Source organism: Agromyces binzhouensis, from assembly GCF_042672355.1.
Classification (GTDB): domain Bacteria; phylum Actinomycetota; class Actinomycetes; order Actinomycetales; family Microbacteriaceae; genus Agromyces; species Agromyces binzhouensis.
On record NZ_JBHXVJ010000006.1, the window covers coordinates 233,315 to 252,015 of the forward strand.

Genomic DNA, 18,701 nt, shown 5'->3' on the forward strand with positions numbered 1-18,701 from the left:
CGGGAGTCGGCTAGTAGAGCAGCATCGCGAGCCGGCGCCGTGCCGCGCCGACGCGCGGGTCCTCGACCCCGACCACCTGGAACTGCTCGAGCAGGCGCTCGCGCACCCGGTTCTTCCCGTCGGCGTCGAGCGTCGGGAACAGGTCGAGCAGCCGCGCGAACGCGTCATCGACGTGGCCGCCGGAGAGGTCGAGGTCGGCGACGTCGAGCTGGGCGTCGAGGTCGTCCGGCGTGGTCGCCGCGCGGTTCCGGATCTCGTCGAGCGTCTTTCCCTGCAGGCGCCCGAGCAGGTTCGCCTGTGCGAGTCCGGCGACCGCGAGGTCGTCGCGCGGGTCCTGCGTGATCGCCGTGCGGTAGGCGGATGCCGCCGCCGCGTAGTCGCCACGGCTGATCGCGTCGAACGCCTCCTGGTGCAGCGGCGGCAGCGGTTCCTCGACGGGCTCCTCTGCTCCGCCCTCGCCGTCGCCCTCGCCCTCGGCGCCCGGCACCCGGCCGGTCACGCCGTTGCGTTCGGCGACCTCGAGGAGCTGGTCGAACACCTGGTCGATGACCTCGTCGGGCTGCACGCCCTGGAACAGCGGCACCGGCTGCCCGGCGACGAGCGCGACGACCGCGGGGATCGCCTGCGCCTGCAGCGCCTGGACGAGCTGCGGGCTCCGGTCCGCGTCGGCGGGCGCGAGCACGAGACGGCCCTCGCGGGCGTTCACGAGTCGCTCGAGGGCCGCGACGAGCTGGGTGGACTGCTCGCTCCACGACGCCCACAGGGCGAGGACGACCGGGACCGAGCGCGAGAGCTCGAGCACCTGGCCGAAGCTCTGGTCGTCGACGGCCGCGACGTAGCCGCCCGGGCCTCCTGGTGCAGGAGCGGCGCCGGGGGCACCCGTCGCCGGTCGCTCATCGCGGTGGACGAGCGAGGACAGGTCGACCGCGCCGCGCAGGCTCGCGGGCTCGTGGGGTGGGAACGCGTTCGTCACTTGACCTCCGATGCGCCGATCAGGGATTCGGACCAGCCCAGCAGGCGGATCTGCTCGTCGGATCCGACCGCGGGCACGTAGAACATGAGCTGGATGCCGATCTCGCGCTCCACACCCTTGGCGCTCTTCTCGTCGAAGCCGGAGAGCGCTGCGCCGGGCTGACCCTCCTTGAAGCCGATCGTGCCGCCGTCGTTCGGCGTGACCTTCTCGGTCTGCGTGATCGAGACGGTCACCAGGGCGCCGGAGTCGTTCGTGGCGAGCGCGACCGTGGGACTGTCGCCGGGCGCGTTCGAGAATGCCACGTCGGCCGTGTCGGGCAGGTCGTCGGCGATGGCCTTCTGACCCTCGACGCCGAGCTGCTGGCGGATGACGTCGCCCTCCGGGTCGAAGAACTGCGCGGACTCCGACTCGTCGCCCTTCAGCAGGACGTCGGCATAGGCCGGGGCGACCTGCCCCGTCGGCATGATGAGGCCCTTGAACTCGGGGTTGATCGGCGGTGCGCCGATGGATGCCGGGGCGACCTCGGGCACGTCCGCGTCGGGCACGAGCGCCGTCGCGTACAGGACCTTGTAGTTCTCGCGCGGCGACTCCTGGCGGAGGACGAGGGCCGTCGGCGCGATCGTCTCGTCGTCGTTGTTCTTCGCGATGGTGAGCACGGTCCTCGGCCAGCCCGTCACCTGCTGCGGCAGGGTGAGCGTCAGCGGCGAGGCGGGGATCGCGGGCAGCGATGCGTGGTCGGGCAGCGACTTGCGGATCGCGTAGTTCGCATTCCTCGCCTCGAGGGCGGGGCCGGTGAACCGCTCGGCGAGCCGCTGCGAGTCGGCGTCGGCATCGACCTCTGTCGTGAAGACGGCGATGCGCCGCATGATGCGCTCCATCTGGGGCACCGTCACGGCCGGAACGACCTCGGGGGCCGCGGGTTCGGTCGGCTCGGCCTCCTCTCCCTCGGCGGCGGTCTCGACCGGGGTGGCCGGCGCCGTCGTCTCGGGAGCCGACGTCAGGTCGGGCCAGTAGTCCGCCGAGCACGCGGACAGCGCGATGGCCGGAACCAGGAGCACCGGCAGGAGCGCGATGCGCCGCGCGCGGCCGGTCGACCGGCCCGAGCCGCCGGAACCCAGCGCGGCACGCTGCGTCCGCGGCGGCCGGGGTGCGCGCATCAGCTTGCCCTTCGGCCCCTTGGGGAGGTTGCGGCGCGGCCCGCGGGAACGGCGGTGGGCGAAGACGCCGGAGATCACGAGGACGATGCCGACGAGGAACAGGAGGGCACCTCCGGCGATGAGCGGCCCGGCCCACGGTGTGGCGTTGTCGAGCGGCCACGCGACGACGATGCGACCGGGCGCCGGGGCCGTCCCGTCGGACGAGATCAGGACCGTGATCCCCTCGGGCACGTCGACCGTGGTGGTCAGCGTGCGGTCGCCGGTGAACTCGTCGAGCCACAGGTCGCTGCCCGCCGGCGACGCGGTGGGGTCGGGCTCCGCCTCGGCGTCCTCGGACTCCTCGTCGACCTCGGGCTCCTCGGTCGCGGGGGTCGCGGGCGTGGAGTCGTCGACGGGCTGCGCGACGATCACCTCGCTGGTGAGCTCTCCGGCCTCGCCGTCGTACCCGACCGAGACGTAGGGGTCCTCGCCGATCCAGCCGAGGACGTCGTCGGTGCGCCCGTACGCGAGGTAGACGGCTCCGCCGCCCGAGACCGTGATGGTCTGCTTCCCCGGGTTCGCGGCGAGGGCCTCGGGCGTGAGGACCGTGTAACTGGCCTGGTTCTCGACCACCGTCCCGAGCGAGACCCTGTCCGGCTCGAGGAAGACGGTCCGTTGGGCGATGCCGAAGCCGACCAGCACGGCGGCAGCAGCGAACGCCAGAATGGCGAGGACGAAGCGCACTCGGTTAACCTCCAGGCCGCGGGGGCGGCATCCGACAAAGACACCCCACACTACCGACGGTGTCTGGGAGTCTCCTAACCGGTGACTGGATGACATGGGCCCCCAGCGGTCGGGCTCCTGGCCGTATGATCGGAGGCGACCCGCGCGCCCCCACAACCCCCCACAACGCGGGACACGGACCCCGGAGGAAGAATTGGCCGTCGAAGAGACCGAGTTCACGCAGGTGTTCCGCGGATACGACAAGGACGAGGTCGACCGCAGCATCAACCAGCTCCGCCGCGAGATCATCTCGGCGAACAACGCGTCCAGTGACGCGCAGAAGGAGAACAAGCGGCTCCTCGCGCGCATCGAGGAACTGACCGCCGAGCTCGAGGAGGTCGGCAGCCCGACGTTCTCCGGCCTCGGCACGAAGCTCGAGAACACGCTCCGCGTCGCCGAGGAGCAGTCGACCCGCCTCATCGCGCAGGCCGACATCGACGCCGAGAAGCTTCGCCGCGCTGCGGAGGACGAGTCGCACCTCATGCGCTCCGACGCGCACGAGCTCGCCGAGCGCACGCTCAGCGAGGCGCGCGCGCAGGCCAACCGCCTGCTCGAGAACGCGCGCGCCGAGGCCGACGACATGGTCGCCCGCGCGCACGAGTCGAGCGAGCAGGTGCGCGACGACGCCAACCGCGACGCCGCGTCGATCCGGGGCACCGCGTCGACCGAGGCCGCCGAGGTCCGGGCGACCGCGAAGCGCGAGGCGGCGGCGGTCGTCGCCGAGGCCGAGCGCAAGGCCGCCGAGATGCTCGTCGCCGCCAACACCGAGGCGAACGAGGCGCGCGCCGCCGCGGCCGGCCTCCAGGAGGAGACGGAGCAGACCCGCGCCGAGGTCGCGGTCGAGCTCGACCAGAAGCGTGCGGAACTCGCCAAGGAGACCGAGCAGGCCCGCATCGACCTCGCGAAGGAGACCGAGCAGGCCCGCATCGACCTCGAGCGCGATTCCTCCGAGGCCCGCGCCGCGCTCGACGCGGAGATCGAGGAGCGTCGCGCCGCGCTCGAGCACGAGCTCGAGCAGGCGCGAACCGACCTCGACCGGGAGCTCGAGGCGGAACGGAGCAAGCTCGCGCAGGAGCGCGAGCAGGTCGGCGTCGACCTCGAGCGCGAGACCGAGACCGCGCGCCTCAAGCTGCAGCACGAGCTGGACCGCATTCGCGCCAAGCACGCCGCGGAGCTCGAGCAGATGCGCGCCGACCTCGCTCTCGAGCAGGAGCAGGCCCGCGCCGACTTCGAGGCCGAGGCGGAGCAGGCCCGGATCGACCTCGACAACCAGCTGACCTCGATGAAGAAGAAGACCACGCACGAGGTCGACCGGATGCGTCGCGAGATCGAACGCGCCCGCATGGACCTCGAGGCCGAGCTCGCCACCAAGCGCGACGAGGCCGAGCAGGAGCTGCTCACGGCGCAGCAGGAGGCCGCCGAGCAGACGAAGAAGTTCCTCGAGGACTCCAACGCCGAGCTCGCCGAGGCGATCGCCCGCACCGCGGAGGCGCGCGCTGAGGCCGAGCGCCTCGAGACCGAGGCGCGGACCGAGATCGCGGACGCCCGCGACAAGGCCGACGAGGAGGCGCGCGAGCGCGTCGCCGCGGCGCACTCCCAGGCACGCAAGCTCATCGCCGACGCCGAGGAGCGCACGCGCGCCCTCGTGGCGGACGCCGAGGATCGCCTCGCCCAGATTAGGATCGAGCGAGACGCCGTCGCCGGGTACTTCGAGAGCCTCCGCGGCGTACTGACGCAGGCAGAGCAGGTGGCGAACAAGTAACACGAGACGAGGGAGCGCGGGATTTGAAGATCCAGAACGCGTTCCGCATCGCGCTCGTCGGCACGCTCGGCGTCGGCACGGGTCTCGTGATCCTGTCCGCCGTGTCGAGCCTGTCGACGATCCTCACCTACATCGGAGCAGCACTGTTCCTGGCCCTCGGCCTCGAGCCCGCCGTGAGCGGGCTCGAGCGCCGGGGGCTTCCGCGTTGGGCCGCCATCCTGCTCGTCATCGCAGGAGTCGCGGCGGTCGTCGCCGCGTTGCTCATCGCGGTGATCCCGATCATCGTCGACCAGGTCGCCGAGCTGGTCGTGCAGATCCCGGCGATCATCGCGCAGATCAACCGCGTCGACTGGATCGCCTGGCTGCAGGAGCAGTTCCCGCTGCTGCTGATCGAGGAGATCAGCGAACAGGCGGGGGCGGCGCTCACCGACTTCTTCACCAACCCGAACCGATTAAGCGAGCTGCTCGGCGGCGTGTGGGCGGTCGCGATCGCGATCGGGGGCGGAGTGTTCGCCGTCATCGTCGTCGCGGTCCTCACGATCTACTTCACCGCGTCGCTCGACGCGATGAAGCGGGCGACGTACCAGCTCATCCCCGCGTCGCGCCGCGCACGGTTCGCCGACCTGACCGAGCAGATCACCCAGTCCGTCGGACGATACGTCATCGGGCAGGTCTCGCTCGCGGCCGTCAACGGGTTCCTGAGCTTCACGTTCCTCTCGATCATCCGCGCGCCCTTCCCCGCGGTGCTCGCCTTCATCGCGTTCCTGTTCTCGCTGGTCCCGCTCGTCGGCACGCTCACGGGATCGGTGATCATCGTGCTGCTCTGCCTGATCCCGGGCCTCGGCTCTCCGCTCACGGCGCTCGTCGCCGCCATCTACTACCTGATCTACATGCAGCTCGAGGCGTACGTGCTCTCTCCGCGCATCATGAGCCGCGCGGTGAAGGTGCCGGGGGCGCTCGTGGTGGTCGCCGCACTCGCGGGCGGCGCGCTGCTCGGCATCCTCGGGGCGCTCGTGGCGATCCCCATCGCCGCAGCGATCCTGCTCATCATCAAGCAGGTCGTGATCCCGCGCCAGAACGAGCGCTGAGGCGGCTCAGCCCGCCCGAGGCGTCGTCACCGCGTCGCGGCGCTCCGCGTCAGGCATCGGGTGTCGAAACGGATGCCGCGGGCCATTGCGTCGGCAACGGGGACGCCGCAGGGTTCACGGCGCGCACGATCTCCTCCAGCACGCGCCGCGTCTGGGACTCCCCCACCCACAGGTGCTTGCCGCCCTCGACGTCGATGCGCGTCAGGTTCGGCAGGCCGGCGAAGCGCTCGGCCGCCTCTGCCGGCTTGAGGAAATCGTCGTGCTCGGGGATCAGCGCGACGACGGGGACCGGCGCCGAACGCCAGCGCGCGAGCTCCTCGTCGCTCGTGCGATGCAGCGGCGGCGAGAGCAGGATCGCGCCGGCGATGCCGTGCTCGAGGCCGTACTTCAGCGCGAGCTCGGTCCCGAACGACCACCCGACGAGCCACGGGTTCGGCAGCCCGCGCTCGGCGACGAAGCGCATCGCGGCCGCGACATCCGCTCGCTCGCTGACGCCGTGGCCGAACTCGCCCTCGCTCGTGCCACGGACCGAACTGGTGCCGCGCGTGTTGAAGCGGAGCACCGCGAGACCCGCGAGCGCGGGCAGGCGGGCCGCGGCCTTGCGCAGGATGTGCGAGTCCATGAAGCCGCCCGCGGTGGGCAGCGGATGCAGCGTCACGAGGGTCGCCACGGGCGCCCGGTCGAGCGGCGTCGCGAGCTCCCCGACGAGGCGGAGCCCGTCGTCGGTGCGCAGTTCGATCTCCTCGCGATGCGCCGGCAGCAGGGCTCCGGCGCGGATCTCGGTCATGGTGTCGTCGGTCACAGGGGTCCGATCCTCCAGCAGTGGGTGTGCCAGTGTCGGCGCGAGGCCAGGTCGGCCGCGTCGCCCAGCACTCCGTCGGCACGCCAGGTGACGAGGTGCGCGACACCGGGGTCGATCTCGAGCCCGCAGCCCGGGCAGAGGTAGGCCTTCACCGCCTGCGCCTCCGACACGGGCTGCACGTTCCATTCGCGCCCGGCACGAACCTCGGTGCGGCGCCAGCCGGCCGTCATGCGCGCGACATCGAGCTCGGGGTGCGGCTCACGCGCCTTCGCGGCGCGACCACGGGAGCGGTGCGAGCGGGCCATCGGTCCAGTCTACGGTCGGGGGCGGATTCGGGCGGGGCGAGCGGTCAGTACCAGCCGACGCTCTGCGAGTGCGCCCACGCGCCGCAGGGGGTGCCGTAACGAGCCTGGATGTAGCCGAGGCCCCATTCGATCTGCGTGGCAGGGTTCGTCGCCCAGTCGGCTCCGGCGGTCGCCATCTTCGACCCCGGGAGTGCCTGGGGGATGCCGTAGGCCCCGCTCGAGGCGTTGTAGGCGTTCACGCGCCATCCGGATTCCTTGTTCCACAGCGCGACGAGGCAGTCGAACTCGGCCGTCGGCCAGCCGCGCGCGGCGACCGCCTGCGCGCCGTAGGCCTGCGCGCTGCCCGGATCGGGGACCACCGCAGGCGGCGCCCAGCCCGCGGAGGCCGCAGGCGGCTCGGGCTCGTCGGGCTTCGCCTCGACGACGTACCCCTCGGATGCCACCGCGAGCGAGGAGTACCCGTCGGCGAGCTCGACCTCCTGCGTGGATTCGCCCCCGAAGCGGTCGACCGGGACGTAGGTCGAGGTCGCCGTCGCGCCCGAGTAGGGGTCGACGACGTTGACGAGCAGGAAGCCGACGGATGCCGCGAACGCGAACACCACGGTCGCCGCCTGCTTGACGGGACCCGTCACGCTCGCTCGCTGCGCCGGCTTGGTGGCCATGGCCGTCTCGACCGGCGATGCGGGCCGCACCCGGCGCTCGGTCTGGTGCGGCCGGCGGGATCGCACCTCGGCAGCGGCGTCGGCACGTGCCCAGCGCTCGCGGACGGCATCCATCGGCATGTCGTCGTACTCATCCGTATGCCTGCCCACGATTGGATGAGTGTAACGGAGGGAGTCCCCCCGGTCGAACCCCGAGCCGCTCACCGGACCGCGAGCATCACGTCGACGACGGCATCGAGGACCAGGTCGACCTGCGCCTCGCGATAGCCGCCGCGCTGGGCGGAGAAGACGACCGCGCGCACGTCGTCGATCGCGATCGGCCACCCGTCCCGGAAGTACCGGGTGAGTCGATCGGCGAACGCGTCCACCTCTCGCACGTCGTAGCCGACGGCGAGCCAGCTGACACGGTCGAATCGGACGCCCTCGGGCCGCGCGAGTCGGTTCGCGACCACCTGGGCCGTGGTGCGCGCCTCGGCGAGCCACGCCTCGTCGCCGTGCAGCCGCGAGGCGATCTGCCGCTCGCGGAACGCGAAGGCGTCCTCCAGGCGCTCCATGGCCGCATCGACGTGCGAGGTCGAGTAGCCGCCCTTCTGCATCGAGAACGCGGTCAGGCGGATGCGCTCGGCATCGAGACCCTGGTCTTCGGCCTCGGGCCGGCCGTCGTAGGCGCGGCGGGCGCGTTGGAGGAAGTCCTCGACCTCGGTGGTCTTGTAGCCCAGCTGATTCCTGCGGGCCCGGGGGAACGTGGCATCCACCGCACCAGTATCGCGCACGAGCACCCGTTCCTCGCGCACGGTCAGGCGAAGATCTGGAACGCGACGAATGCGACCGCCGCGGACGGCAGGATCGAGTCGAGTCGATCGAGGAACCCGCCGTGCCCGGGCAGCCACGAGCTCATGTCCTTGATGCCGAGGTCGCGCTTGATGAGCGACTCGGCGAGGTCGCCCAGGGTCGCCGTCAGGAAGATCGCCGCGCCGAAGACCAGGCCGAACCACCAGGGTTGCCCGAGCATGAAGAGTGCGAGCAGGACGCCCGCGATCAGGCTCGCGAGCGCGCCCCCGGCGAATCCCTCCCACGTCTTCTTCGGGCTGATGACGGGAGCCATCGGGTGCCTGCCGAAGGCGAGGCCGGAGGCGTACGCGCCGGTGTCGGCGGCGACGGCGGTGATGATGAAGGCCAAGGTCCACCACTGGCCGCCGTCGGCGGCGGTGAGCACGACCGCGAACGTGGCGAGGAAGGTGACGTACCCCTGCACGAAGATCCCGGCGCCGAGGTCGCGCGCGAGTCCCGACGTCTCGGCACGGACGCTCGCCGAAGCCTGCTGCGCGAGTCGCCAGAGCACGACGAGCGCCATCCCGATGAGGACCGCTGCGAGCTGCCCGGCGGGCCCGCCGTAGTACGCGACGGGCACGGTCACGACCGCCGCCGCCACCGTCGGGATGCGCGGGACCCGGTACCCGCCGTGCTTCAACGCGGCTGCGAGCTCGGAGCTGGAGAATCCGGCCAGGACGACCGCGAACACCATGAACAGCTCCTTGAACACCAGGAGGCTGAGCAGCAGCGTGCCGCCGAACGCGAGGCCGATCAGGATGGCGAGCAGCAGGTTCCTCCCGGTGCGGGCGTTGATGCGCTCCTGAGCCTCGTCGAACTGCGCCCGCGACGCCTCGAACTGGCGCTCGAGATCCACCCGTCGCGCATGCATCTGCGCGCGGAGCTCGTCGCGCGTCGAATGCCGCTGGTCGTCGGCGTCCGACCGTTCCCCATCAGGGACGCCCGTCATGGTGTGCCTCAGACCTCGAGGAGTTCGGCTTCCTTGCGCTTCAGCGCCTCGTCGATCTGGTCGACGTGGGCCTTGGTGACGTGCTCGAGTTCCTTCTCGCCGCGTCCCACCTCGTCGTCGCCGACCTCGCCCTTGAGCGCCTCGAGGTCGTCCTTCGCCTTGCGACGGATGTTGCGGACCGACACCCGCGCGTCCTCGGCCTTCGAACGCACGATCTTGACGAACTCCTTGCGGCGCTCCTCGGTCAGCTCGGGGAGGGTGACGCGGATGATGTTGCCGTCGTTCGACGGGTTCGCACCGAGGTTCGGCGTGTCGCGGATGGCCTGCTCGATGTCCTTCATCGCGGACTTGTCGTAGGGCGTCACGACGAGCGTGCGCGCCTCGGGGTTCGCGAGCGAGGCGAGCTGGGCGAGCGGCGTCGGCGTGCCGTAGTAGCTCACCATGATCTTCTGGAAGAGCTGCGGGTTGGCGCGGCCGGTGCGGACGGAGGCGAAGTCGTCCTTGGCGACCTCCACGGCCTTCTGCATGCGTGCACTTGCTTCGGACAGTACATCCGCGATCACGGGGACTCCTTCTCTCGGGCTCGGGACAGTCTATCGATCGGCGGTCGGCTCGCCGTTGCTCACGATGGTGCCGAGGTCGGCGCCGAGGATCGCCGTCGTCACGTTGCCCGCAGGCTCCATGCCGAAGACCTGCATCGGCATGCCGTTGTCCATGCAGAGGCTGAACGCGGTCGAGTCGACGACCTTGAGGCCGCGCTGCAGCGCCTCCTGGTAGCTGATCCGGTCGATCTTGTGGGCGTCGGGATTCGTGCGCGGGTCGTCGGAGTAGACCCCGTCGACGCCGTTCTTCGCGACGAGCACGACCTCGGCGCCGATCTCCAGTGCGCGCTGCGCGGCGACGGTGTCGGTGGAGAAGTACGGCAGTCCTGCGCCGGCGCCGAAGATGACGACCCGACCCTTCTCGAGGTGCCGCTCGGCTCGCCGGGGGATGTAGGGCTCGGCGACCTGCGTCATCGAGATCGCGGACTGGACCCGCGTCTCGGCCCCCGCCTGCTCGAGGAAGTCCTGGAGGGCGAGCGAGTTCATCACGGTGCCGAGCATGCCCATGTAGTCGGCGCGTCCACGATCCATGCCGCGCTGGCTCAACTCGGCGCCGCGGAAGAAGTTGCCGCCGCCGACGACGATCGCGACCTCGACCGTGCGAGCGGCATCGGCGATCTCGCGCGCCAGCGAACTGACGACATCGGGGTTGACTCCGAGTGCGCCGCCGCCGAACGCCTCGCCCGACAGCTTGAGCAGCACCCTGCGCGTGTGTTCCGTCATCCCCGACCGATCCTTCCCCTCTGGGAGTCAAAACTAGTGGTTCCGGGCCCGCGCCGCAGTGCAGGCGGGACCGCGCCGCGGCCGATGCGCGTCGCCGCGGCATCCGGACACAGCAAAGGAGCCCGGACCGCGGGATGCGGTCCGGACTCCCCTGTCACGTGTTACGCGCCGACCTTGAAGCGAGCGAAGTCGCTCACGGTCACGCCGGCGTCCTGCACGACCTTGCCGACGGACAGCTTGTTGTCCTTGGCGTAGTCCTGCTCGAGCAGCGCGACCTGCTTGAAGAACGCGCCGAGGCGACCCTCGACGATCTTCGGGAGGGCGGCCTCGGGCTTGCCCTCCTCGCGCGTGATCTGCTCGACGAGTGCGCGCTCCTTCTCGACGGCCTCGGCCGGGACGTCCTCACGGGTGAGGTACTCCGGCGCGGCGAACGAGATGTGCTGTGCGATCGAGCGCGCAGTCTCCGCGTCGTCGCCCGCGTAGCCGAGGACCACGCCGACCTGCGGGGGCAGGTCCTTCGAGGTCTTGTGGAGGTAGATCGAGAAGTGCTCGCCCTTGACGAGGCGGACGCGGCGGAGCTCGACCTTCTCACCGAGGATCGCGGCCTCGCCGTCGATGAGCTCGCCGACGGTCCCGGCCTCGGCCGGCGCGGCCAGGGCGGCCTCGACGGTCTCGGCACGGCTCGCGGCGACGGCCGCGAGCACGCGGTCGGCGAGGCCGACGAACTTGTCGCCCTTGGCGACGAAGTCGGTCTCGCAGGCGAGCTCGATGAGGGTCGCGGTGCCGTCGCCGTTCTCGGCGGCGGCCACGAGGCCCTCGGAGGTCGAGCGGTCGGCGCGCTTGGCGTTGCCCTTGGCGCCCTTCAGACGGAGGATCTCCGTCGCCTTCTCGATGTCGCCGTCGGCCTCGACGAGCGCGTTCTTGGTGTCGGTCATGCCGGTCCCGAGCTGCTCGCGGAGCGCCTTGATGTCGGCGATGCTGACGTTGGCCATGTGGAATGGACTCCCTGTCGTTTCGGAGTGGGTGGGGGTGCCGCGTTACTCGGCGGCAGCAGCGGCGGCCGTGGCGTCGGCCTCGGACTCGGTCGCGGCGACCTCGGTCGCCGCCTCGTCGACGACCTCCGCGGCCTCGGCCTTCGCCTCGGACTCCGACTCCGCGACCTTCTCGGTCTCGGCGGAGGCCTGCTCCGGGGTGGTCTCAGAACCGGCCTTGAGGAGCTCCTGCTCCCACTCGGCGAGCGGCTCGGCCTCTTCGCCCTCTTCGGGCTTCTGGTGGCGCTGGATGAGACCCTCGGCGGCCGCGTCGGCGATGATGCGGGTGAGCAGGCTCACCGAGCGGATCGCGTCGTCGTTGCCCGGGATCGGGTACTGGACCTCGTCGGGGTCGCAGTTGGTGTCGAGGATGCCGATGACGGGGATGCCGAGCTTCTTGGCCTCGTCGATCGCGAGGTGCTCCTTCTTGGTGTCCACGACCCAGAGCGCCGACGGCGTCTTCGAGAGGTTGCGGATGCCGCCGAGCGACTTGTGCAGCTTGTCGAGCTCGCGCTTCTTGAGGAGGAGCTCCTTCTTGGTGAAGCCCGAGGTCGTGCCCTCGAAGTCCAGCTCCTCGAGCTCCTTCATGCGCGCGAGGCGCTTGGAGACCGTCGAGAAGTTGGTGAGGAGGCCGCCGAGCCAACGCTGGTTGACGTACGGCTGGCCGACGCGGGTCGCCTGCTCGGCGATCGACTCCTGCGCCTGCTTCTTGGTGCCGACGAAGAGGATGGTGCCGCCGTGGGCGACCGTCTCCTTGACGAAGTCGTACGCCTTGTCGATGTAGGCCAGCGACTGCTGGAGGTCGATGATGTAGATGCCGGAACGCTCGGTGAAGATGAACCGCTTCATCTTCGGGTTCCAACGGCGGGTCTGGTGCCCGAAGTGCACGCCGCTGTCGAGCAGCTGGCGAATGGTGACGACGGCCATGGCCGTACTCCTTCTGTTCTCAGTTGACGCTCCGACCGGCGGTCGGAAGCCCTGGTGCCCGGCACGGCTCCGCCGGCTCAAGCTTCGACAGCTGCGAGCGGGACTGAGTGGAGTCGGTGGCCGAATGGGCACGCGTAGTCGCCCCGACAGGCGAGGCGCTCCGGTCATGTTATCACGGCGCGGCTCGGCGACCCCTCCTCACCACTGGGCTTCCGACGGCCTCCGCGCACCGGCGCGGGGCGCGCGGCCGACGACCGCATGCGGCCACGAGACGGTCGACGCATGCGCCTCTCCCCCGTTCCCGGCACCGCCGTCGCAGCGAGCGTCGCCGGACTGCTCGCCGCCCTCGTCCTCGTCCTGGCGGCGCCCGGCTCCGCGTCCGCATCGACGGTCGCGACGACGGTCCCGACCGCGCGCGCCGCGGCCACCGTCCCCGGGCCGGCAGACCGCTGGACCTGGCCGGTCGGACCGCCGGTCGTCGTCGTCGCTCCGTTCCGAGCCCCTCCGACGCCGTACTCGGCTGGGCACCGCGGGATCGACGTCGCGGCCCTGCCGGGCGACCCGGTCGTGGCGCCGGCGAACGGCGTCGTGTCGTACGCCGGCCCGGTCGCCGGGCGGGGCGTGCTCTCGATCGATCACGGCGGAGGCGTCGTCAGCTCGATCGAGCCGGTCGCAGCCGGCGTGGCGGCCGGTGCAGCGGTGCGCGCCGGCGATCCTGTGGCGATCGTGGCGACCGGCGGTCACTGCGACGACCGATGCGTCCATCTCGGCGTGCGGGTGCACGGCGAGTACGTCTCGCCCCTCCTCTGGTTCGGCGGTGTACCGCGTGCGGTGCTCCTCCCCATGGCCGGGTGACGCGAGGCGCCGAACGCTAGGCCCGCGGGTGCGCCGTGCGATACGTCTGCTTGAGCCGCTCGGCCGAGACGTGGGTGTAGATCTGCGTCGTGCCGAGGCTCGCGTGCCCGAGGAACTCCTGGACGGCGCGGAGGTCGGCACCGCCGTCGAGCAGGTGCGTTGCGGCGCTGTGCCGGAACGCGTGGGGTCCTGCGGGACCGGAGCCCGGCAGCTCCTCGAGCAGGCCCGCGACGAGGCGGTGCACGCTCCGGACGCCGAGACGCCCGCCGCGGACGCCGACGAACACCGCCCGCCCGGCGCGGGCGGTCGCTCCGCCGTCGGAGGACGGTGCGGCGAGGAGTGCCGGCCGCCCCGAGGCGAGGTAGCGGTCCAGCGCGGCGGCGGCGGGTGCGCCGTACGGGACGACGCGCTCCTTCGACCCCTTGCCCGTGACGCGCACGGTGCGGTTCCCGCGATCGATGTCGTCGATGTCGAGCCCGACCAGCTCGGAGACGCGGAGGCCGCATGCGTAGAGCAGCTCGATCACCGCGAGGTCGCGAACGGGCACCGGCTCGCCCGTCGCGGCGCGCGCCTGGAGTCCGTCGAGCAGGGCGGCGACGGCGGGAGCCCCGACGACGCGCGGCAGGGTGCGCTTGGCGCGCGGAGCGCGCAGTCGGGCGGCCGGGTCGGCGGGGAGCGCTCCGGTGCGTTCGAGCCAGGCGCAGAGCCCCCGGGCGGATGCCGCGCGGCGCGCCACGGTGGCGCGGGCGAGGCCGCGCTCGGTGGCCTCCCACAGCCAGTCGCGCAGCAGGTCGAGGTCGACGCCGTCGACGCCGGTCACGGAACGCGCCTCCGCGAATCGCGTCAGGTCTGCGAGATCGGATGCGTAGGCGGCGACCGTGTGCTCCGAGTAGCCGCGCTCGAGGCGAACATGCCCGAGGTACGCGTCGACGGCGTCGTCCATGCCCGTCGGGCGGACGGAGCTGTGCGTCCGGGTGCCCGACGGGCCGCCCTCCGCCGGATCAGCCATCCGTCACCCATTCCCGCTTCCGCGAGAAGCGGTCGAGCCGCCCTTCCTCGTCGAGGGCTTCGACCTCGGCGAGGAACTGCTCGCCGAAGCTGGTGATCTCGCCGAACGTCCCGACGGGGACCACCGAGGTGACGACGGCGTCGTCGAAGCAGTGCACGAGCGAGAAGGACCTGCCCCCGTCGATGCCGACGAGGTGCCGCGCGGGCGCGGAGAGATCCATCGTGTAGGCGAGCGAACCGGCCACGGAGACGGGGATGCCGGCGAAGGTGCCCTGCGTCGGATAGTGGAGGTGCCCGCCGAGGATGGCGCGGACATCGCGGTCCCGGAGGACCTCGGCGAACTCGTCCTGACGTCGGAGCTCGAGGACGTCCATCAGCGCCAGGGGGGTCGCGATGGGGGCGTGGTGCAGCGCGACGATCGTCCCGTTCGGTGCGGGTTCCGCGAGCACGGCGTCGAGCCAGTCCAGCGTCTCGGCTTCGAGGATGCCGTGGTGGTAGCCGGGCACGCTCGAATCGACGGTGACGATGCGCAGTCCGTCGATGTCGATCACCTGGTTCACCGGGCTCTCGTCCCCGCTGTCGTCGTCGAGCAGCACCCGTCGGAAGGGAGCGCGTTCGTCGTGGTTGCCCATCACCCAGATCAGGCGGGCGCCGGTCGCCGCGGCGACGGGGTCGAGCGCGGCACGGACGCGACGATAGGCGTCGTCCTCGCCGAGGTCGGCGATGTCCCCGCTCACGAGGATCGCGTCGAGGCCGCCCGCCATGCGCGCGATCTGCTCCGACGCGCGTTCGAGCTGGGTGACGGTGTCGGCGCGCCCGCCGAGTCGCGCACCGCCCTCGAGGAGATGCGTGTCACTGAGGTGCGCGATCACGTGTCGTGCCGCGGGGTACCTGCCGAGCCGAGGATGATCCATGTCTGCCTCCGCGGCCAGCCTAGAACCACCGTCCGCGTGAAGCCGAGCCTCAATCGGGGGGTCGGCGAACCCAACCCTCGCCGGACCGGGCCGCGAGGCCCGTGGCGTCCATCGCGCCGAGCGCACCCATGACGGCCCCCGGAGCCAGCCCGGTCGATCGGACGAGCTCGGCGATGGTGCGTGCGCGCCGGACCGCGAGGGCATCGAGCACCCGCCGTTCGGCCGAGGTCAGCCCCTCGAGCGCGACCTGCGCTCCGGGCGCGGAGCCGTCGACCGCGGCGCCGTGGCCGTCCGCGAGTCCGACGCCGGCGTCCATGACGAGCTCCGCCATCTGCGCGGCATCCGTCACGCAGACCGCATCGAACTCGCGGAGCAGCCGATGGCAACCCGCCGACGCCGGGCTCGTGACCGGTCCGGGCACGGCGCCGAGCGGGCGGCCGAGCGCGGCCGCGTGACCCGCCGTGTTCAGCGACCCGGATCGCATGCCCGCTTCGAGCACGACCGTCGCCCCGGCTGCGGCCGCGATCAACCTGTTCCGCTGGAGGAACCGCCAACGCGTCGGTGCTGCGCCGCACGCGAGCTCGGAGACGACCGCGCCGGTCTCGACGACTCGGCCGAGGAGCGTCTCGTGACCGGCCGGATAGAAGCGGTCGACGCCGCCCGCGAGGAAGGCGACCGTGGTCCCCCCGGCGGCGAGTGCCGACCGGTGCGCCGTTCCGTCGATGCCGTACGCACCGCCCGAGACGACGGCGAACCCGCGGTCGACGAGCCCGGCCGACGCCTCGATCGCAACGTGCTCGCCGTACCCCGTCGCGGCTCGCGCGCCGACGAGGGCGACGGACGGGGACTCGGTGAGCGCCGCCGGCCGACCGCGCACCCACAGCGCCAGCGGCGCGTGCGCACCGAGATCGCCGACCGCGTCCGGCCACGCGGCATCGCCGCTGAGCAGGAGGCGTGCGCGCACGCGCGCGGCCTGCGCGACCGATCGGATGAACGCCGCCTCGTCGAGGCGCGGCCGCCAGCGCGCGAGTCCGGCGGTGAGTTCGCGTGCACTCGGTCCGTCGAGGCCGCTGGGATCGTGGGCGGCTGCCTGTTCGGCGAACTCGGCTCCGGAACGACCGCCGAGCAGGCCGGTCGCGACGGGACGGGCGCCGAGTGCGCCGACGAGCCGGCCGAGCACGCCGTCGCCGGGCTCGGAGACGAAGCCGAGCAGGGCGGTCGCGACCGCCTCCTCGACGTCGATCGACGCTGCGGCCCCTCCATCCGACCGAGGCCTGACCGCGCCGATCGCGTCGGCGAGGTTCCCGGCGAGCGCACCCAGGACGTCGCCGCTCATGCCGCCGTCCCCAGCCGCATCGCGAGCGCGCGCCCGACGTGCTCGGCGTTCGGGCGCTCCGCCTCCTCGAGATCGGCGATCGTCCAGGCCACCTTGAGCACGCGGTCGTAGCCGCGCATCGTGATGCTGCCGCGCTCGAGCGAGCGGTCGAGTGCTCTGGTCGCGACCGATCCGGGATGCAGGCCGCCGTCGCCGCGGAGCCACGGCCCGGGCATCTCGGCGTTGGTGCGCCACGACGTCCCCGCGAGACGCCGGGCCGCGGCGTCGCGAGCCCGCACGACGATTCGGCGCGCCTCCTCGGAGGTCATCACCGGAACCGTCCCGGGATCGTCCGCGCGATCGCGCTCCATGTTCAACCGCGACGGGGTGACGCGATGCACGAACAGCCTGAGGTCGACGCGATCGAGCAACGGCCCCGAGATGCGAGCGAAGTACCGGCGCTTCGTCGCGGGCGGGCACGCGCAGCCCTCGTCGGGCGAGTCGCCGCCGCCGCACGGGCACGGGTTGGCCGCGAGCACGAGCTGGAATCGGGCGGGGAAGGTCGCGACCGCGTTCGCCCGGTGGATGCTGATCCGGCCCGATTCGAGCGGCTGTCGGAGCGCGTCGAGGACGCTGGCCGGGAACTCGGGCGCCTCGTCGAGGAAGAGCACGCCGTGCGACGCCCGCGCGGCTGCGCCCGGGCGTATGCCCCGACTCCCTCCGCCGACCATGGCCGCAGCGCTCGCCGTGTGGTGCGGCGCCTCGAACGGCGGTCGGACCGACAGCGTCTCGCCGATCGGGTGACCGGCGAGCGAGCGGAGCGACGCGACCTCGAGCGCCGCCTCGGGCGAGAGGTCGGGCAGGATTCCGGGCAGCCGGGAGGCGAGCATGGTCTTGCCCGCGCCCGGCGGGCCGGCGAGCAGCAGGTGATGACCGCCGGCCGCTGCGATGAGGAGTGCCTGGATCGGCTCGTCGCCGCCGATCACGTCCGCGAGATCGCCCTCGGGTGCCTCCGTGAGGGCCGGGATTGCGGGCACCTCGCCCTCGTCGACGGTCGCACCGATACGGGCGGCTTCGATCCCGGGGTCACCGCCGTGACGCTCGACCGCCTCGCGGAGCGTCGCGACGGGGACCACCTCGATCCCGGGGACGAGCCGAGCCTCGGCGGCGTTCGCCGAAGGCACCATCACCCGCTCGTGGCCCGCCCGGGCGGCGGCGAGCACGGCCGGGAGGATCCCGTGCGTCGGGCGGAGTCGCCCGTCGAGTCCGAGCTCGCCGAGGTGGACGACGCGCGCGACGGAATCCGCGTCGACGGTGCCGGCCGCGGCCAGGCAGGACAGCGCGATCGCGAGGTCGAAGGCCGACCCGTGCTTGGGCAGGGATGCCGGCGAGAGGTTGACGGTCAGGCGTCGTGCCGGGAGGGGGCATCCCGCATTCCCCGCGGCCGAGCGCACCCGCTCACGGGCCTCGCCGAGCGCGGTGTCGGGCAGGCCGATGATGACGAACGCCGGGAGCTGGCTGGAGAGGTCGGCCTCCACCTCGACGACCGAACCGGAGAGACCGACGAGCGCGATCGCGCGCGTCCGTGCGACCGCCATCAGCCGATCCCCTCGAGGTGCTCGACGATCGCGGGCCCCGACGCCGGCGCGTGCACCGCGACGGCGTCGATGCGGATGCGTGCGGTCGGCCGGTCGTGCGCCTCGCACCAGGCGATCGCGAGCCGTCGGAGCCGCGCGAGCTTGAGCGGGGTGATCGCCTCGAACGGGTGTCCGAACGACGGCCCGGTGCGGGTCTTCACCTCGGCGAAGACGGTGCAGTCGCCGTCGTGCAGCACGAGGTCGAGTTCGCCGTGCGCGCAGCGCCAGTTGCGGTCGACGACGCGCATGCCGCGCGCCACGAGGTGGTCGGCTGCGACCTGTTCGCCACGCCGGCCGAGTTCGATGTTGTGGGCCATGGGCCCAGCGTCGCGGTCGCGCGCCGATCCGCCCCCGCCCCGACGCCGTTCCGTGGCGGGTCCCGTCGATCCGCCGCCCGT

At 72.1% G+C, this 18,701-nt stretch carries 19 protein-coding genes; 3 read left to right on the top strand and 16 right to left on the bottom strand.

Annotation, left to right across the window (positions count from 1 at the left end):
• Positions 1–10: 10 nt before the first annotated feature.
• Entirely contained in the window at positions 11–973 is a 963-nt protein-coding gene (locus ACFVHK_RS12325; RefSeq protein WP_376929045.1) for a co-chaperone YbbN, read from the bottom strand.
• The gene (locus ACFVHK_RS12330; RefSeq protein ID WP_376929046.1) at positions 970–2,853 is read right to left on the bottom strand and encodes a hypothetical protein; all 1,884 of its coding nucleotides are present in this window, start codon (positions 2,851–2,853) and stop codon (positions 970–972) included. The genes ACFVHK_RS12325 and ACFVHK_RS12330 overlap by 4 nt, the downstream gene beginning before the upstream one ends.
• A 193-nt stretch (positions 2,854–3,046) precedes the next feature.
• On the opposite strand from ACFVHK_RS12330, the gene ACFVHK_RS12335 reads away from it, so the two are divergent.
• Positions 3,047–4,654, top strand: a complete 1,608-nt coding sequence (locus ACFVHK_RS12335; RefSeq protein ID WP_376929047.1) for a DivIVA domain-containing protein — start codon at positions 3,047–3,049, stop codon at positions 4,652–4,654.
• A gap of 23 nt (positions 4,655–4,677) precedes the next feature.
• On the top strand, positions 4,678–5,742 hold the full coding sequence (locus ACFVHK_RS12340) for an AI-2E family transporter (RefSeq protein ID WP_129235465.1): 1,065 nt from the start codon (positions 4,678–4,680) through the stop codon (positions 5,740–5,742).
• 49 nt (positions 5,743–5,791) lie between these two features.
• Here ACFVHK_RS12340 and ACFVHK_RS12345 read toward each other — a convergent pair whose 3' ends face one another.
• The 9 genes from ACFVHK_RS12345 to rpsB form a co-directional block, all read right to left on the bottom strand.
• A complete protein-coding gene (locus ACFVHK_RS12345) occupies positions 5,792–6,529 on the bottom strand; it encodes an alpha/beta hydrolase (protein ID WP_376929125.1) in 738 nt (245 codons plus the stop codon).
• A gap of 11 nt (positions 6,530–6,540) precedes the next feature.
• A complete protein-coding gene (locus ACFVHK_RS12350; protein WP_376929048.1) occupies positions 6,541–6,849 on the bottom strand; it encodes a hypothetical protein in 309 nt (102 codons plus the stop codon).
• Positions 6,850–6,893: 44 nt separating this feature from the next.
• Positions 6,894–7,661, bottom strand: a complete 768-nt coding sequence (locus ACFVHK_RS12355; protein WP_376929049.1) for an aggregation-promoting factor C-terminal-like domain-containing protein — start codon at positions 7,659–7,661, stop codon at positions 6,894–6,896.
• 50 nt (positions 7,662–7,711) lie between these two features.
• Complete coding sequence (locus ACFVHK_RS12360) at positions 7,712–8,266, bottom strand: DivIVA domain-containing protein (protein WP_376929050.1); 555 nt, start codon at positions 8,264–8,266, stop codon at positions 7,712–7,714.
• Between the two features lie 41 nt (positions 8,267–8,307).
• Positions 8,308–9,291, bottom strand: coding sequence for a phosphatidate cytidylyltransferase (locus ACFVHK_RS12365; protein ID WP_376929051.1), 984 nt, complete (start codon positions 9,289–9,291; stop codon positions 8,308–8,310).
• An 8-nt stretch (positions 9,292–9,299) separates the two neighbouring features.
• Entirely contained in the window at positions 9,300–9,854 is a 555-nt protein-coding gene (gene frr, locus ACFVHK_RS12370) for a ribosome recycling factor (protein WP_376929052.1), read from the bottom strand.
• A gap of 30 nt (positions 9,855–9,884) precedes the next feature.
• Positions 9,885–10,616, bottom strand: a complete 732-nt coding sequence (gene pyrH / locus ACFVHK_RS12375; protein WP_376929053.1) for a UMP kinase — start codon at positions 10,614–10,616, stop codon at positions 9,885–9,887.
• 161 nt (positions 10,617–10,777) lie between these two features.
• A complete protein-coding gene (gene tsf, locus ACFVHK_RS12380) occupies positions 10,778–11,608 on the bottom strand; it encodes a translation elongation factor Ts (protein WP_376929054.1) in 831 nt (276 codons plus the stop codon).
• A gap of 45 nt (positions 11,609–11,653) precedes the next feature.
• Complete coding sequence (gene rpsB / locus ACFVHK_RS12385) at positions 11,654–12,574, bottom strand: 30S ribosomal protein S2 (protein WP_129234788.1); 921 nt, start codon at positions 12,572–12,574, stop codon at positions 11,654–11,656.
• Positions 12,575–12,856: 282 nt separating this feature from the next.
• Between rpsB and ACFVHK_RS12390 the strand changes: the two genes are divergently transcribed.
• Entirely contained in the window at positions 12,857–13,429 is a 573-nt protein-coding gene (locus ACFVHK_RS12390) for a peptidoglycan DD-metalloendopeptidase family protein (protein ID WP_376929055.1), read from the top strand.
• A 16-nt stretch (positions 13,430–13,445) separates the two neighbouring features.
• Here the strand turns inward: ACFVHK_RS12390 and ACFVHK_RS12395 are convergent, their stop codons facing one another.
• The 5 genes from ACFVHK_RS12395 to ACFVHK_RS12415 are packed head-to-tail and all read right to left on the bottom strand — an operon-like array spanning position 13,446 to position 18,620.
• The gene (locus ACFVHK_RS12395) at positions 13,446–14,372 is read right to left on the bottom strand and encodes a tyrosine recombinase XerC (RefSeq protein WP_376929126.1); all 927 of its coding nucleotides are present in this window, start codon (positions 14,370–14,372) and stop codon (positions 13,446–13,448) included.
• 58 nt (positions 14,373–14,430) lie between these two features.
• Positions 14,431–15,351 carry a phosphodiesterase gene (locus ACFVHK_RS12400; RefSeq protein WP_376929056.1) on the bottom strand — a complete coding sequence of 307 codons (921 nt, stop codon included), beginning with the start codon at positions 15,349–15,351 and terminating at the stop codon, positions 14,431–14,433.
• 49 nt (positions 15,352–15,400) lie between these two features.
• Complete coding sequence (gene dprA, locus ACFVHK_RS12405; protein WP_376929057.1) at positions 15,401–16,687, bottom strand: DNA-processing protein DprA; 1,287 nt, start codon at positions 16,685–16,687, stop codon at positions 15,401–15,403.
• Positions 16,684–18,264 (bottom strand): YifB family Mg chelatase-like AAA ATPase, encoded by a 1,581-nt coding sequence (locus ACFVHK_RS12410; protein ID WP_376929058.1) that lies wholly within the window; start codon positions 18,262–18,264, stop codon positions 16,684–16,686. Before ACFVHK_RS12410 ends, dprA begins: the two co-directional genes overlap by 4 nt.
• On the bottom strand, positions 18,264–18,620 hold the full coding sequence (locus ACFVHK_RS12415; protein ID WP_129234497.1) for a YraN family protein: 357 nt from the start codon (positions 18,618–18,620) through the stop codon (positions 18,264–18,266). The genes ACFVHK_RS12410 and ACFVHK_RS12415 overlap by 1 nt, the downstream gene beginning before the upstream one ends.
• Positions 18,621–18,701: the final 81 nt, after the last annotated feature.

What these genes read in the sequence shown, in the direction of transcription:
- ACFVHK_RS12400 (WP_376929056.1), bottom strand. Translation starts at nt 15,351, where the DNA reads ATGGATCATCCTCGGCTCGGCAGGTACCCCGCGGCACGACACGTGATC.
- ACFVHK_RS12415 (WP_129234497.1), bottom strand. Translation starts at nt 18,620, where the DNA reads ATGGCCCACAACATCGAACTCGGCCGGCGTGGCGAACAGGTCGCAGCC.
- tsf (WP_376929054.1), bottom strand. Translation starts at nt 11,608, where the DNA reads ATGGCCAACGTCAGCATCGCCGACATCAAGGCGCTCCGCGAGCAGCTC.
- ACFVHK_RS12345 (WP_376929125.1), bottom strand. Translation starts at nt 6,529, where the DNA reads ATGACCGAGATCCGCGCCGGAGCCCTGCTGCCGGCGCATCGCGAGGAG.
- pyrH (WP_376929053.1), bottom strand. Translation starts at nt 10,616, where the DNA reads ATGACGGAACACACGCGCAGGGTGCTGCTCAAGCTGTCGGGCGAGGCG.
- dprA (WP_376929057.1), bottom strand. Translation starts at nt 16,687, where the DNA reads ATGAGCGGCGACGTCCTGGGTGCGCTCGCCGGGAACCTCGCCGACGCG.
- ACFVHK_RS12395 (WP_376929126.1), bottom strand. Translation starts at nt 14,372, where the DNA reads ATGGACGACGCCGTCGACGCGTACCTCGGGCATGTTCGCCTCGAGCGC.
- ACFVHK_RS12410 (WP_376929058.1), bottom strand. Translation starts at nt 18,264, where the DNA reads ATGGCGGTCGCACGGACGCGCGCGATCGCGCTCGTCGGTCTCTCCGGT.
- rpsB (WP_129234788.1), bottom strand. Translation starts at nt 12,574, where the DNA reads ATGGCCGTCGTCACCATTCGCCAGCTGCTCGACAGCGGCGTGCACTTC.
- ACFVHK_RS12390 (WP_376929055.1), top strand. Translation starts at nt 12,857, where the DNA reads ATGCGCCTCTCCCCCGTTCCCGGCACCGCCGTCGCAGCGAGCGTCGCC.
- ACFVHK_RS12365 (WP_376929051.1), bottom strand. Translation starts at nt 9,291, where the DNA reads ATGACGGGCGTCCCTGATGGGGAACGGTCGGACGCCGACGACCAGCGG.
- ACFVHK_RS12350 (WP_376929048.1), bottom strand. Translation starts at nt 6,849, where the DNA reads ATGGCCCGCTCGCACCGCTCCCGTGGTCGCGCCGCGAAGGCGCGTGAG.